Origin of the sequence: Nocardia sp. NPDC059154 (assembly GCF_042755705.1) — a bacterium.
Classification (GTDB): domain Bacteria; phylum Actinomycetota; class Actinomycetes; order Mycobacteriales; family Mycobacteriaceae; genus Nocardia.
Window position 1 is genome coordinate 22,573 of the sequence record NZ_JBHZCS010000092.1, and the last position, 12,750, is coordinate 35,322.

Here is a 12,750-nt window from a genome sequence, read left to right on the forward strand (position 1 = left end):
GAAGCGCCTCTTCGGGGCCGGATTTCTGGAACTAGTTCTACGACCGACTCAGTGCCCCCTGCGACCGACTCAGTGCCCCCTGCGACCGAATCAGTGCCCCTGCGACTCGATCAGCGGACGCAGCGCCTCGAACTGCGCCACGTCGCGGACACCCACGAGCATCATGGTGACGCCGGCCTGCTCCCACACCTTCAGCTGCTCACGCACCTGCGCTTCGTTGCCGATGATGGTGGTGTCGAGGATCAGCTCGTCGGGCACGACCGCCGCGGCCTCCTCCTTGCGGCCGGTGCGGAACAGCCGGGTGATCTCGTCCACCTGCTCGCCATAGCCCATGCGCCGGTACACCTCGGCGTGGAAGTTGAGTTCCTCGGCGCCCATGCCGCCGATGTAGAGCGCCATGAACGGGCGCAGCCGATCGAGTTCGGCCCTGGGGTCATCGGTCAGGATCACCTGTGCGGTGGCGGCGATCTCGAAGTCCTCGCGCGAGCGCCGCGCGCCCGGGCGCGAGAAGCCCTCGTCGAGCCATTCGTTGTACATGTCGGCCAGCCGCGGCGTGTAGTAGATGGCCAGCCAGCCGTCCGCGATCTCCGCGGTCAGCGCCACGTTCTTGGGGCCCTCCGCGCCGAGCCAGATCGGCAGGTCCGCGCGCAGCGGGTGGGTGATGGGCTTGAGCGGCTTGCCGAATCCCGTTGCGCCCGACCCGGAGCAGGGCAGCGGGTAGTGCGGGCCCGCGCTGGTCACCTTGCCCTCGCGGGCCAGCACCTGCCGCACGATCGAGACGTACTCGCGGGTGCGGGCCAGCGGCTTGGCGAACGGCTGCCCGTACCAGCCCTCCACCACCTGCGGACCGGAGACGCCGAGCCCGAGGATGTGCCGGCCGCCGCTGAGGTGGTCGAGGGTCAGTGCGGCCATGGCGGTGGCGGTCGGGGTGCGCGCCGACATCTGCACGACGGAGGTGCCCAGCCGGACCCGGCTGGTGTCCGAGCCGTACCACGCCAGGGGCGTGAAGGCGTCCGATCCCCAGGACTCCGCGGTGAAGATGGCGTCGAAGCCGGTCTCCTCCGCGGCCAGCACCAGTTCCCGGTGATTGGCGGGCGGCTGCGCGCCCCAATATCCCAGTTGCAGACCAAAGCGCATTTCCATGTCCTTCCTAGAACATCCGGGGCTGGTCGTCAGGGCCGCAGCCCGTACTCTTGCCACCGTCACTAGAACCTGTTCTACTCGATCTCGTGACTCTGGGGAACACCGAAATACTGTCCGCACCGCTGCGGATGCAATTCGACTACACCCGCTCCACCGGTCCGATCATCGGTCGCTTCCTCACGGAACTGCGATCCGGCAAGGTCGTCGGGGTGCGGGGTTCCGATGGGCGCGTGATCGTGCCGCCCGCGGAATTCGATCCGGCAACCGGCGAGGCGCTGTCGGAGTTCGTCGGCGTGTCCGACGTCGGCACCGTCCAGACCTGGTCGTGGGTGGCCGAGCCGCTGCCCGGCCAGCCCTTCGACCGGCCCTTCGCCTACGCGCTGATCAAGCTGGACGGCGCGGACACCGCCATCCTGCACGCGGTGGATGTGGCCTCCCCGGCCGACATCGCCACCGGGATGCGGGTGCGGGCACGCTGGGCCGCCGAGCGCACCGGCGACATCCACGACATCGCGGCCTTCGAACCGGGTGAGACCTCCACGGCCCCGGTCGATTCCGCGAGCGACCTCGAACCGGTGACCGGCATCGTGACCCCGGTCGACTTCTCCATCAAGCACACCGCCGCCCCGCAGGAGGCCGTCTTCCTGAAGGCGCTCATGGAGGGCCGCCTGCTCGGCGCCCGCGCCCGGATGGACGGCAAGGTGTACTTCCCGCCGCGCGGCGCCGACCCGCGCGACGGCTCGCCGACCGACGACTACGTCGAGGTGTCCGACAAGGGCATCGTGACCACCTTCTGCATCGTGAACGTGCCGTTCATGGGCCAGCGCCTCGAGCCCCCGTACGTGGCGGCCTACGTGCTGCTCGACGGCGCCGACATCCCCTTCCTGCACCTGGTGCTCGGCGTCGAGGCGAGCGAGGTCCGGATGGGTATGCGAGTGGAGGCGGTGTGGAAGCCGCGCGAGGAGTGGGGCCTGTCCATGGCCAATATCGACCACTTCCGGCCCACCGGCGAACCCGACGCCGACTACGACAGCTTCGCGCACCACCTGTAGAGAGGCGCTGAACCACCTTGAACCACAAGGCAACTGACATCGCGGTCGTGGGCTTCGCGCACGCGCCGCACGTGCCGGAGACCTTCGGCACCACCAATGGCGTCGAGATGCTGGCGCCCTGCTTCCAGGAGCTCTACGCCAAGCTCGGCATCGGGGTCTCCGACATCGGCTTCTGGTGCTCCGGTTCCTCGGATTACCTTGCCGGACGCGCCTTCTCGTTCATCTCGGCCATCGACTCCATCGGCGCGGTGCCGCCGATCAACGAGTCGCACGTGGAGATGGACGCGGCCTGGGCGCTGTACGAGGCGTGGGTGAAACTGCGCTCCGGACAGGCCGAGACGGCGCTGGTGTACGGCTTCGGCAAGGCCTCGGCCGGTACCCTGCGCCAGATCCTCACCCTGCAGACCGACCCGTACCTGGTCGCGCCGCTGTGGCCGGACTCGGTGTCCATCGCCGGCCTGCAGGCCCGGGCGGGCCTGGACGCGGGCCGCTGGACCGAGGCGGACATGGCCGCGGTGGCCGCGCGCAGCACCGGCTCCGACGCCGAAAAGCTGCTGGCCGCACCGAAGGTCGCCGATCCCTTCCGCGCCCATGACATCGCGCCCATCACCGACGGCGCGGCCGCCATCGTGCTGGCCGTGGGCGATCGCGCCCGCGAGCTGTGCGAGCGTCCGGCCTGGCTGACCGGAATGGCCCACTACATCGACACCCCGGTGCTGGGTGCGCGCGACCTGACGGTCTCGGCCTCGGCCAAGAAGGCGGCCGACGCCCTCACCGGCGGCGACACGAGCGGCTTCGACATCGCCGAGCTGCACGCGCAGTTCAGCCACGAGGAGCTGATCCTGAAGCAGGCCATCGGCCTGAACGGCACCACCCGGATCAATCCGTCCGGCGGTCCGCTGTCGGGCAATCCGATGTTCGCCGCGGGCCTCGAGCGCATCGGCTTCGCCGCCACCGAAATCATCAACGGCACCGCGAATCGCGCACTGGCCCACGCCAGTTCGGGCCCCGCGCTGCAGCAGAACCTGGTTGCCACCCTGGAGGCACGATGACACTCCCCGCCGCGGTGCTCGGCACCGGACAGACCCATCACGTGACCAAACGGTCGGATGTTTCCATGGGGGGCATGGTCCGCGAGGCCATCGACCGCGCCCTGGTCGACTCCGGCCTGACCATGGCCGATATCGACGCCGTGGTGGTCGGCAAGGCTCCCGACTTCTTCGAGGGCTCCATGATGCCGGAGCTGTTCCTCGCGGATGCCCTGGGCGCCACCGGAAAACCGCTGCTCCGGGTGCACACCGCCGGTTCGGTGGGCGGCTCGACGGCGATCGTCGCGGCCAACCAGGTGCAGGCCGGCGTGTACGGCAAGGTGCTGGCCATCGCGTGGGAGAAGCAGTCGGAGTCCAACGCCATGTGGGCGCTGTCGAATCCGGTGCCGTTCACCATGCCGGTCGGCGCGGGCGCGGGCGGCTACTTCGCCCCGCACGTGCGCGCCTACATCCGCCGCTCCAATGCCCCGCTGCACGTGGGCGCCATGGTCGCGGTGAAGGACCGCCGCAACGGCGCGCGTAATCCGTTCGCGCACCTGCACCAGCCCGACATCACCCTGGAATCCGTGATGTCCTCCCAAATGCTGTGGGACCCCATTCGTTTCGACGAGACCTGCCCGTCCTCGGACGGCGCCTGCGCCATCGTGATCGGTGACGAGGCGTCCGGCAAGGCCGTGGAGGCACAGGGCAAGAAGGTGGCCTGGGTGCACGGCACCGCCATGCGCACCGAGCCGCTCGCCTACGCCGGCCGCGACCAGGTCAACCCCAAGGCCGGTCAGGAAGCCGCCAAGGCGCTGTGGAAGCAGGCCGGGATCACCAACCCGCTCGAGGAGATCGACGCGGCCGAGATCTATGTCCCCTTCTCGTGGTTCGAGCCCATGTGGCTGGAGAACCTGGGCTTCATGCCCGAGGGCGAGGGCTGGAAGCTCACCGACGCCGGGGAGACCGCCATCGGCGGGAAGCTGCCGGTCAACCCGTCCGGCGGCGTGCTCTCCTCCAACCCGATCGGCGCCTCCGGCATGATCCGCTTCGCCGAGGCCGCCAAGCAGGTCATGGGCCGGGCCGGCGACTACCAGGTGGAGAACGCGCGCAAGGCCTACGGCCACGCGTACGGCGGTGGCTCGCAGTACTTCTCGATGTGGGTCGTCGGGAGTGAGCAGCCGTGACCACCACGACCGAACACCCGGCCCGGGTAGCGGGCACGGCGTCGCAGGCCGCGGTGCGGGCGAAGAACAAGGAGGCCTGGGTGGCGCTGTTCGCCGCCGACGGGATCGTGGAGGACCCCATCGGGCCGTCCTTCTTCGATCCCGAGGGCGTCGGGCACCGCGGCGCGGAGGCCATCGCGGCCTTCTGGGACAAGGCGATTGCCCCCACCGAGTCGATCGAGTTCCTCTTCGACGACTCCTTCGCCTGCGGTCGTGAGGTGGCCTACACGGGCCGCATCCGCACCACCATGAGTGGTCATATCGTCGACGCGGAAGGCGTCTTCACCTACAAGGTCGACGAGGACGGGAAAATTCTTGCCCTGCGCGCCTTTTGGGAGACCGAGCGCGCCATGTCGACGATGAAGAAGGCCTAGACCCTCGGTCGGCATACGAAAGACGAAGCGGGCGACTGGATGAATCCCAGTCGCCCGCTTCCTTTTTCTCCGCCCCGAGGAGTGAGAGGGGGAACGGGGCGGATCAAATCATCTGCGGCTCAGTGCTTCACGGGGCAGGTCTTGTAGTCGACCTGGAATTCCTTGATGCCGTTGAGCCAGCCGGACTGCAGCCGTCGCGGATCTCCGAGCTTGGAGATGTCGGGCATGTGATCGGCGATGGCATTGAAGATGATCTCGATCTCGAGCCGGGCCAGGTTCGCGCCGATGCAGAAGTGCGCGCCGGTGCCGCCGAAGGACAGGTGCGGGTTCGGATCCCGCAGGATATTGAAGGTGTACGGATCCTCGAACACCTCCTCGTCGAAGTTGGCCGAGCGGTAGGACAGCACCACCCGCTGCCCCTTCTTGATCTGCACGCCACTGATTTCCACGTCCTCGAGCGCGGTGCGCTGGAACGAGCTGACCGGAGTGGCCCAGCGGATGATCTCGTCGGCGGCGGTCTTGGGCCGCTCCTTCTTGAAGAGCTCCCACTGGTCCGGGTTCTCCATGAACGCGATCATGCCGTGCGTGGTGGCATTGCGGGTGGTCTCGTTGCCCGCGACGGCCAGCATCATGACGAAGAAGCCGAATTCCTCCGGCAGCAGCGCCTCGCCGTCCATGTCGGCATTGATGAGCTGGGTGACGATGTCGTCGGCCGGGCAGGCCCGGCGGGCCTCGGCCATTTGGTACGAGTAGCCGAGGATCTCGGTGGAGGCGATCACCGGGTCGGCGTCGCTGTCCGGATCGTCGTAGCTGGTCATGTCGTTGGACCACTTGAACAGCTTCATGCGGTCTTCCTGCGGCACGCCGATCAGTTCGGCGATGGCCTGCAGCGGCAGCTCGGCGGCCACCTGCTCCACGAAGTCACCGGTGCCGGAGTCGGCGGCGGCCTTCACGATGGCCTCGGCCCGGGCCGTCAGCTCCGCCCGCAGGCCGTTGATGACGCGCGGGGTGAAGCCCTTGGAGATGATCTTGCGAAGCTTGGTGTGCTCCGGGGCGTCCTTGTTCAGCAGGACGAAGCGCTGCAGATCGATCTGCTCGCGCGTGATGTCGTCCTGGAACCGCGGGATGGCGGTGTTCTCATAGGTGGAGAACACGTCGTCGCGCCGCGAGACGGTCTTGACGTCGGCGTGCTTGCTGAGCACCCAGAAGCCGTCGTCGGTGAAGCCACCGACCTCCGGCGACTTGGGGTTCCACCAGATGGGGGCGCTGCGGCGCAGTTCGGCGAGTTCTTCGACCGGGACCCGGTGCGCCCACATTTCCGGGTCGGTGACATCGAATCCATCCGGCACATCGGGCCGGGCTGCAGTGTCGACCACCAGCAGTCTCCTTTGACCAACTGAAACACGTTCTACCGCTATTGAAGCACAGGAGGTAAAACAAGAGAAGGGACTAGGTATTGGTCCGGAACAGGCTTACGTTACTGGTTGTGAACTCGTTGCAGTTCTAATCCGGAAGGAAAGACATGGGTACTCCCGTCATCGTCGAGGCCGCCCGCACGCCCATCGGCAAGCGCAATGGCTGGCTGGCCGGCCTGCACGCCGCCGAGCTGCTGGGCGCGGCACAGCAGGGCGTGCTCGAGCGCGCGGAACTGAATCCGGCGCTGGTCGAACAGGTCGTCGGCGGCTGCGTCATGCAGGTCGGCGAGCAGGGCAACAACGTCACCCGCACCGCCTGGCTGCACGCCGGGCTGCCGTGGCAGACCGGTGCGGTCACCATCGACAACCAGTGCGGTTCGGCGCAGCAGGCCGCGGGCCTGGTGGCCGGGCTCATCTCCACCGGCGCCATCGAGGTCGGCATGGCCTGCGGCATCGAGTCCATGAGCCATGTTCCGTTGGGCGCCAACGTCGGAACGCACGCCGGCCCGCGCCGTCCCGCGTCCTGGAACATCGACATGCCCAACCAGTTCGAGGCCGCCGAGCGAATCGCCAAGCGGCGCGGCATCACTCGCGACGATGTCGAGGAGCTGGGTGAGCGCTCGCAGCGACTGGCCGCGCAGGCGTGGGCGGAGGGCCGCTTCGATCGCGAGGTGCTGGCCATCCAGAACGCGCCGCAGGTCGACAAGGAGGGCAACCTCACCGGCGAGTTCGCCGACATCAGCCGCGACCAGGGTCTGCGCGAGACCACCCGCGAGGGCCTGGCGAAGCTGAAGCCGGTGCTGGAGGGCGGAATTCACACCGCCGGTACCTCCTCGCAGATCTCCGACGGCGCGGCCGCGGTGCTGCTCATGGACGAAAAGGCCGCGCAGCGTGAGGGATTGCGCCCGCGCGCCCGCATCGTGGCGCAGTGCCTGGTGGGTGGCGAGCCCGAATTCCACCTGGATGGTCCGGTGCAGGCGTGCGAGCGACTGCTCGAGCGCAGCGGCATGAGCATCTCCGACATCGACTTGTTCGAGATCAACGAGGCTTTCGCGTCCGTGGTGCTGTCGTGGGCCTCCGTGCACAAGCCGGATTTCGATCGCGTCAACGTCAATGGCGGCGCCATCGCGCTCGGCCACCCGGTCGGCAGCACCGGATCCCGCTTGATCACAACGGCTTTGCACGAGCTGGAGCGCTCGGACAAGACCACCGCCATGGTCCTGATGTGCTGCGGCGGCGCCCTCGCGACGGGCACGATCATCGAACGGATCTAGTCCCTCAATGATTTTCGGCCAGGTTGAACGTTCATCCTGCTGGCCGCAAAACGTGGCGTACGCCACATGATCAGCGGCACAGGCAGGAAGATGAGACGTCAGCTATCTTATGGCTACCCGCGGCCCGTCCGGGAAGAGCCTCGCGACGGGCCAGAACCGGGGCTCTTAAGCGCTCAGCAAGAACCGTAGGGTTAGCCCGCAAACGCCCAAGCCACAGCGGGTGAAGCGGATGACCGCCTAGAAGCTTCAAGGAAATCGCGAATCAGGCGTAGGTTTTCAGTTACTGAGCCGCTAATATCAATGATACGTATCCGAGATAACGACTGTTAGTACAGCGAAGGGAATTGGGCGGCTCACAATGGCTGATTTCGCGGCGCGGCTGAACAAGCTGTTCGAAACCGTGCATCCCCCGGGGCGTAAGCCGCACACGAACGCAGAGGTGGCGGCAGCCTTGACGGCATCCGGCCATCCGATCTCGAAACCGTATCTGTCGCAGTTGCGGTCGGGACAGCGCACGAACCCGTCGGATGAGACGGTGGCAGCGTTGGCAAAGTTCTTCAAGGTCAAGCCGGACTACTTCTTCAACGACATCTACGCGGCGAAGATCGATCACGATCTCGAGCTGCTGTCCCAGCTGCAGGGCTATGGACTCCGTCGTCTGTCGAGTAGGGCGTTCGACCTGTCCGAAGAATCTCAGAACCTCCTCACCTCTATGGCGGAGAAGTTGCGGGCAAGCGAAGGACTGCCCGAAATTCCTCCGGACGGCACGGAATAGGCACTGCCACAGAGCAACACAGTGCGGCTAGCTCGGAGGCCGCACTGTGTTGGTTTGTTACAGGGCTTGCTCCGGACTCGACATGAACGGGTCACCGGCACTGCTTGCAGGGCAGTGCCGGTGACCCGCCGGACCATTCGGTTCGAGTGCAGGATGTTGCACCGGTCTCAGCGTGCTGAGGCCATGTGGCGTAGACCCCTGCACTGGTGCAGTATGCACAAACCTGGCATAACGCCGACTGGGCGAGTCCGGTCGGTCCAATGAGTTGTTTTGTGCACTATGTCGTTTTGTGCACTGTGGATGTTTCGGCCCCAATGCATCATCCGCGACAAGCAAGAGTGACAACATCTACTGACAAGCAAAGTCCCGTACTGCGCACGACGGGTTCGATGAGACGAAACCTCGGATACGAAGTCTCATCGTGCAGGGCCCGCCGGAATGCCACGCCCTTGGCAATCGCGCGCGGTACGGGACTTGCGCATTTGCGACAAGATCGCAATTGAGTCGGTGATCTCCGCGTGATCAAGTTCGGAGCCGCTGAGGGGTGGTAATACGCGGATCCGCCGAATAGTAATGGAAAAGTAATGACTACCGTTGCGCGGAGCCCTGAATCGTGCTCGGCGACGCGGCCGCCGTCGCGTCGTAGGCGCGGGCGATGGCCTGCACCCAGCCACGCGGACTGACCCCCGCCGGCGGCGAGATCCAGCGACCGTCGATCACCACCTCGCCGAACGGATTACGCGACCACGCGGCCACCCGCTGCGCGCGCTCGGCCACCGAGACCGGCGGCGCCCCCGCCGCGGCCAGCTCCACCCCGCCACCGGACTGCAGATAGAGCGCGTCCATGATCTGCGCGACCTGATCGGAAGCCTTGAGCTGAGTGCCCGATCCGTTCTGCTCGTGCGCCACCACCTCCGGGAAGCGCGCGATCAGCACCCGGTGCAGGGTGTGAATCTGCTTGAGCAGCACCCGGGCTCGCCACCACAGCTCGATCACGATCCACACCGCGCCGATGGCGATGAGCATGGCCGCGATCTGCCACATCGGCCAGAACCAGCCCTCGTCGCCGGGCTTCGGCATCGGCTCGTCGCGCGCCTCGCGGCGAATCGACATCGCCGCCAGCACACCGACCACCGCGGTACCGGTGGTGTAGAGCGCGATACCGCGGCCCAGCGTGGTCCAATCCAGGTTGCGCACACCGGTAATCACGATGAACACGCACTCCAGCAGCACGATCACCCAGCCGAAGGTCAGCGACCAGAGCAGCGTGAGAATCATGGCGATCGCGCCGCCAGCATAGATCATCATGCCGATCTGACGCAGATTTCGTCGCGACACCACCGGCCACGCCGCGGCCGCCACCACCCAGGTGGCGGTGGCGAACATGATCCACGCCGCGGTGACCACCCGGTCGCCCAGCCACTGGCCGTGCACGCCACCCGGTGCCAAATGGTCAACGGCCAGAGCGATTTCCGGCACGCCGACGGTCACCGCCAGCGCCACCGCGGCCACCGCGATCACGATCGCGACCCGCGCGGTGGTCGCCGGTTTCACCAGCACGCGCCCGACGCGTGCACCCGAGGCCATCCACACCAGCATGGCCGTCACCCAGAAGGTCATGCCGCATCCCCTGACTCGGTCATCCCAACGCCTCATCGAATCGAAGGACCGAGACGCCCGCGCCCCGGCTGTTGAACACGCGCAGGCGGGTCATGAGCATGCTCGCGAAAGTCTCCGCCTCCCACTCGCATTGCTCGTCGTCGCCGAGATCGATGGCCTTCTGATGCGCGCGCTGGCTGAGCATGTAGGCGATGAGATCGTCGCTGGCCTCCAGCACCACCTCGGTCGCCGCCTCGCCCGGATGGTCGAAGACGATGTGCCCCAGCTCGTGCGCCAGGGTGTGCTCACGACTGGGTAGCGACTGCGCCAGCACGATCACATCCCGGTCCGGATAGCTGCGGCGCTGGCCGCACACGCCCGGACCCAGTTGGGCACTGGCGATCTCGATGATCCGCCGCCGCTCCGCCGAGATGGCGAGCACCACCTCGTCCAGGTCGGTGGCGTCGAAATCGGCGGCCACCGCGCACACCGCGTCCACCGCGGCGGCCACCCGGCGGTAGGACCCGATGCTATGAGCCTTGCTCCCGGTCATCGCGGTCCCCTCATACCCTCGGTCCGAAAAAGGCAGCGCGCGCGGCATCGACGCGCGCCTGGGCCGCGGACGCGCTCTGGAAGCTCACCGCGCCCGAGCCGGTGCCCACCAGCGCCATGGCGATCAGCCCGCCGATCACCGACAGTGGCTTCCACGGCGGCAGCGGGGTGTTGTTCGAGGTCGGCTTCACATCCGGATTCGGCTGGGCCAGAACGGGAGCGGGCACCGGCGCGCGGAGCGGCGGAGGCGGTGGCGCGGCAGGTACGACCTCCGGCTCGGGCAGCGCGGCCGCCGGGGCTACGACGGCGGGCAACTGCGGCACCGCCGGGGGCTGCGGAATCTCCAGCGGCACCGACGGCACCGAGGGTGCGGCGGGCGGCGGGATCAGCAACAGCAGCAGTGGCGAAGCGCAGACCGCGGCGGAACCGAGCCCCGCCGAACCGACACCGGAGCCGGCCGAGCCCAGGCCGGTGAGCGCACCGACCGCGGAACCAACACCGGCGGAACCGATTCCGGCGGAACCGACCGCGGCCGAACCGGTGCACAGCGCGGCCAGCCCGGCCGAACCCGTTGCGGCCGAGCCCACCGCAGCCGAACCTGTTGCGGCCGAACCCGTGCCGAGCAGCAGGCCCAGTAGCGCGGAGCCGGTCCCCACGCCCGCGGAGCCGACGCCCGCCGAACCCAGGCCGAGCACACCCGCGGTCCCGAGACCGGCGGAACCGACTGCGGCGGAACCAGTTCCGAGCGCGGCCGAACCGGTACCGGCGACGGCCGAACCCAATCCCGCACCGGCGGAACCGGTTACGGCAGACCCGGTCCCCAGGGCCGCGGAGCCGGTTCCGCCCAGCACGGTGCCCAGTCCGGCCGAACCGACCGCGGCCGAGCCGACGCCGGCGGAACCGGCACCGGCCGAGCCGGTTCCGAGCGCGAGCAGCATGGACAGCAGATCCTGCGGCCCGGCCACCGGGGTGACGGGCTGCGGACGAGTGGCATCGATTGCCTGAGGTTGCGTGACAGCGGGCGCCTGCGATTGCGAACCGCCGGGCGCGGACAGGGTCGGATCCTGGCCCGCGGGTACGGGATCGAGCGGGATGCCCCCCGGATGCGCATCGGCAACCGCGGGCGCGAGCAGCGCCGAACCGGTGACAGCAGCGATCACTGCCACCAGGCGCATTGCACGATCGACGATCATGCGACAGCCATCCCCTCATCAGATACCGCGCGCTTGGCTTCCTCCGCACCAGGGGTACGGAATCCCGATCCGCACGAGGCAGTTCGGGACAGGTCTCGAGCTCACACTGTCGCCCCGATTGCCGGACCGTTGCGGAACGCGGCCATCGTACCGGTCACGACGGCAATCCGCGCAAGTCCCCGATTGCATTAGGGGGGCTCACAAACCGTACGCCTGCGGGACACCCCATGTACCCAATATCACCAGCGGCCCAGGCCAATTGGCCCGGGCCAGGTTCTTCGGGCCGAATCTCACCGTCGAAGCAGGACGACCGTGAGGTCTGAAACCTCGCACTAAAGCTGACAAATCAGGCAAAAGGCAGCTAACTCGCAGGTGCCCCGGCCGGCCCGACACGGATCCGCACCAAGGCGCCCCGACGTTGCGTGATGGGTCGATAAACGCGCGAAGCCGCCCCCGGGCGAGAGGTTCCGGGGACGGCTCGGCGCGCGCCGGATGGGCGCGCGCAAGGATCCGAGGGTTGGCCGGATCCGGGTGCGCGGTCGGGCTGTGGTGGCCGCGCACGTTCGGGGACGCGTCAGGCGGTGGTGCTGACGCGGTAGGTGTTGAGGCTGTCGATGCGCTCGATGGCCTCGGTGATGATGCGGTCGATGAGGTCCTGCACCGTGGGCAGGTCGTCGATGATGCCCGCGGCCTGGCCGGAGGCGAGCACGCCCGCGTGGGTGTTGCCCTCCACCAGACCGGCTTTCAGCAGCATCGGGGTGTTGGCGGCCATGATGACCTGGGACCAGGTGAGGCCCTTCTGCTTCCGCATGCCGATGCCGTCCTTGATCATGGTCGACCACTTCATGCCGGTCATGCTCTTGAACTTGACGGCGTTCGAGACGGCGGCGGTGAGTCCGCGCAGGCCGCTGGAGTGCTCCAGCTTGTCCACCAGTTCGGTGTTCAGCACGCGGTGCGGCATGCCGTCGACCTTCTTGGAGACGACGGTGTCCTGCAGTCCGCGCTTGAGGTACTCCTGCTTGACCGAGTCCGGGACGCTCGAGTCCTGGGTGAGCAGGAAGCGGGTGCCCATGGCGACGCCGGCCGCGCCGTAGGACAGCGCGGCGGCCAGGCCGCGGC

Annotated in this window: 12 protein-coding genes; 6 read left to right on the forward strand and 6 right to left on the reverse strand. The window is 67.7% G+C overall.

Features of this window, described 5'->3' with window-relative positions; genetic code table 11:
• Window positions 1–90 precede the first annotated feature (90 nt).
• Complete coding sequence (locus ACFXN1_RS45600; protein ID WP_379437928.1) at window positions 91–1,137, reverse strand: LLM class F420-dependent oxidoreductase; 1,047 nt, start codon at window positions 1,135–1,137, stop codon at window positions 91–93.
• Window positions 1,138–1,229: 92 nt separating this feature from the next.
• Here ACFXN1_RS45600 and ACFXN1_RS45605 point away from each other — a divergent pair, with 92 nt between their 5' ends.
• From ACFXN1_RS45605 to ACFXN1_RS45620, 4 genes are read left to right on the forward strand one after another with little or no spacing between them, the layout of a single operon-like run.
• On the forward strand, window positions 1,230–2,195 hold the full coding sequence (locus ACFXN1_RS45605; protein WP_379437926.1) for a Zn-ribbon domain-containing OB-fold protein: 966 nt from the start codon (window positions 1,230–1,232) through the stop codon (window positions 2,193–2,195).
• Between the two features lie 17 nt (window positions 2,196–2,212).
• Window positions 2,213–3,247: a thiolase domain-containing protein gene (locus tag ACFXN1_RS45610; RefSeq protein ID WP_379437925.1), complete on the forward strand. Its 1,035-nt coding sequence runs from the start codon at window positions 2,213–2,215 to the stop codon at window positions 3,245–3,247.
• Complete coding sequence (locus ACFXN1_RS45615; RefSeq protein WP_379398122.1) at window positions 3,244–4,410, forward strand: thiolase domain-containing protein; 1,167 nt, start codon at window positions 3,244–3,246, stop codon at window positions 4,408–4,410. The genes ACFXN1_RS45610 and ACFXN1_RS45615 overlap by 4 nt, the downstream gene beginning before the upstream one ends.
• The gene (locus ACFXN1_RS45620; RefSeq protein WP_379398124.1) at window positions 4,407–4,823 is read left to right on the forward strand and encodes a nuclear transport factor 2 family protein; all 417 of its coding nucleotides are present in this window, start codon (window positions 4,407–4,409) and stop codon (window positions 4,821–4,823) included. Before ACFXN1_RS45615 ends, ACFXN1_RS45620 begins: the two co-directional genes overlap by 4 nt.
• A gap of 119 nt (window positions 4,824–4,942) precedes the next feature.
• On the opposite strand, the gene ACFXN1_RS45625 is transcribed toward ACFXN1_RS45620, so the two are convergent.
• The gene (locus ACFXN1_RS45625; protein ID WP_379398260.1) at window positions 4,943–6,139 is read right to left on the reverse strand and encodes a cytochrome P450; all 1,197 of its coding nucleotides are present in this window, start codon (window positions 6,137–6,139) and stop codon (window positions 4,943–4,945) included.
• A gap of 206 nt (window positions 6,140–6,345) precedes the next feature.
• On the opposite strand from ACFXN1_RS45625, the gene ACFXN1_RS45630 reads away from it, so the two are divergent.
• Together ACFXN1_RS45630 and ACFXN1_RS45635 are read left to right on the forward strand one after the other, a co-directional pair.
• Window positions 6,346–7,512, forward strand: a complete 1,167-nt coding sequence (locus ACFXN1_RS45630; protein WP_379437923.1) for a steroid 3-ketoacyl-CoA thiolase — start codon at window positions 6,346–6,348, stop codon at window positions 7,510–7,512.
• 358 nt (window positions 7,513–7,870) lie between these two features.
• A complete protein-coding gene (locus tag ACFXN1_RS45635; protein ID WP_011207048.1) occupies window positions 7,871–8,287 on the forward strand; it encodes a helix-turn-helix domain-containing protein in 417 nt (138 codons plus the stop codon).
• A gap of 588 nt (window positions 8,288–8,875) precedes the next feature.
• On the opposite strand, the gene ACFXN1_RS45640 is transcribed toward ACFXN1_RS45635, so the two are convergent.
• The 4 genes from ACFXN1_RS45640 to ACFXN1_RS45655 form a co-directional block, all read right to left on the reverse strand.
• The gene (locus tag ACFXN1_RS45640) at window positions 8,876–9,907 is read right to left on the reverse strand and encodes a hypothetical protein (RefSeq protein ID WP_379437922.1); all 1,032 of its coding nucleotides are present in this window, start codon (window positions 9,905–9,907) and stop codon (window positions 8,876–8,878) included.
• A 19-nt stretch (window positions 9,908–9,926) separates the two neighbouring features.
• On the reverse strand, window positions 9,927–10,439 hold the full coding sequence (locus ACFXN1_RS45645) for an ImmA/IrrE family metallo-endopeptidase (RefSeq protein ID WP_354831205.1): 513 nt from the start codon (window positions 10,437–10,439) through the stop codon (window positions 9,927–9,929).
• A gap of 10 nt (window positions 10,440–10,449) precedes the next feature.
• Complete coding sequence (locus tag ACFXN1_RS45650; RefSeq protein ID WP_379437920.1) at window positions 10,450–11,631, reverse strand: hypothetical protein; 1,182 nt, start codon at window positions 11,629–11,631, stop codon at window positions 10,450–10,452.
• Window positions 11,632–12,205: 574 nt separating this feature from the next.
• On the reverse strand, window positions 12,206–12,750 hold a 545-nt coding region (locus ACFXN1_RS45655; RefSeq protein ID WP_379463964.1), incomplete at its 5' end, for an NAD(P)H-dependent flavin oxidoreductase.

What these genes read in the sequence shown, in the direction of transcription:
- ACFXN1_RS45645 (WP_354831205.1), bottom strand. Translation starts at nt 10,439, where the DNA reads ATGACCGGGAGCAAGGCTCATAGCATCGGGTCCTACCGCCGGGTGGCC.
- ACFXN1_RS45625 (WP_379398260.1), bottom strand. Translation starts at nt 6,139, where the DNA reads ATGTGGGCGCACCGGGTCCCGGTCGAAGAACTCGCCGAACTGCGCCGC.
- ACFXN1_RS45635 (WP_011207048.1), top strand. Translation starts at nt 7,871, where the DNA reads ATGGCTGATTTCGCGGCGCGGCTGAACAAGCTGTTCGAAACCGTGCAT.
- ACFXN1_RS45640 (WP_379437922.1), bottom strand. Translation starts at nt 9,907, where the DNA reads ATGACCTTCTGGGTGACGGCCATGCTGGTGTGGATGGCCTCGGGTGCA.
- ACFXN1_RS45650 (WP_379437920.1), bottom strand. Translation starts at nt 11,631, where the DNA reads ATGATCGTCGATCGTGCAATGCGCCTGGTGGCAGTGATCGCTGCTGTC.
- ACFXN1_RS45615 (WP_379398122.1), top strand. Translation starts at nt 3,244, where the DNA reads ATGACACTCCCCGCCGCGGTGCTCGGCACCGGACAGACCCATCACGTG.
- ACFXN1_RS45630 (WP_379437923.1), top strand. Translation starts at nt 6,346, where the DNA reads ATGGGTACTCCCGTCATCGTCGAGGCCGCCCGCACGCCCATCGGCAAG.
- ACFXN1_RS45600 (WP_379437928.1), bottom strand. Translation starts at nt 1,137, where the DNA reads ATGCGCTTTGGTCTGCAACTGGGATATTGGGGCGCGCAGCCGCCCGCC.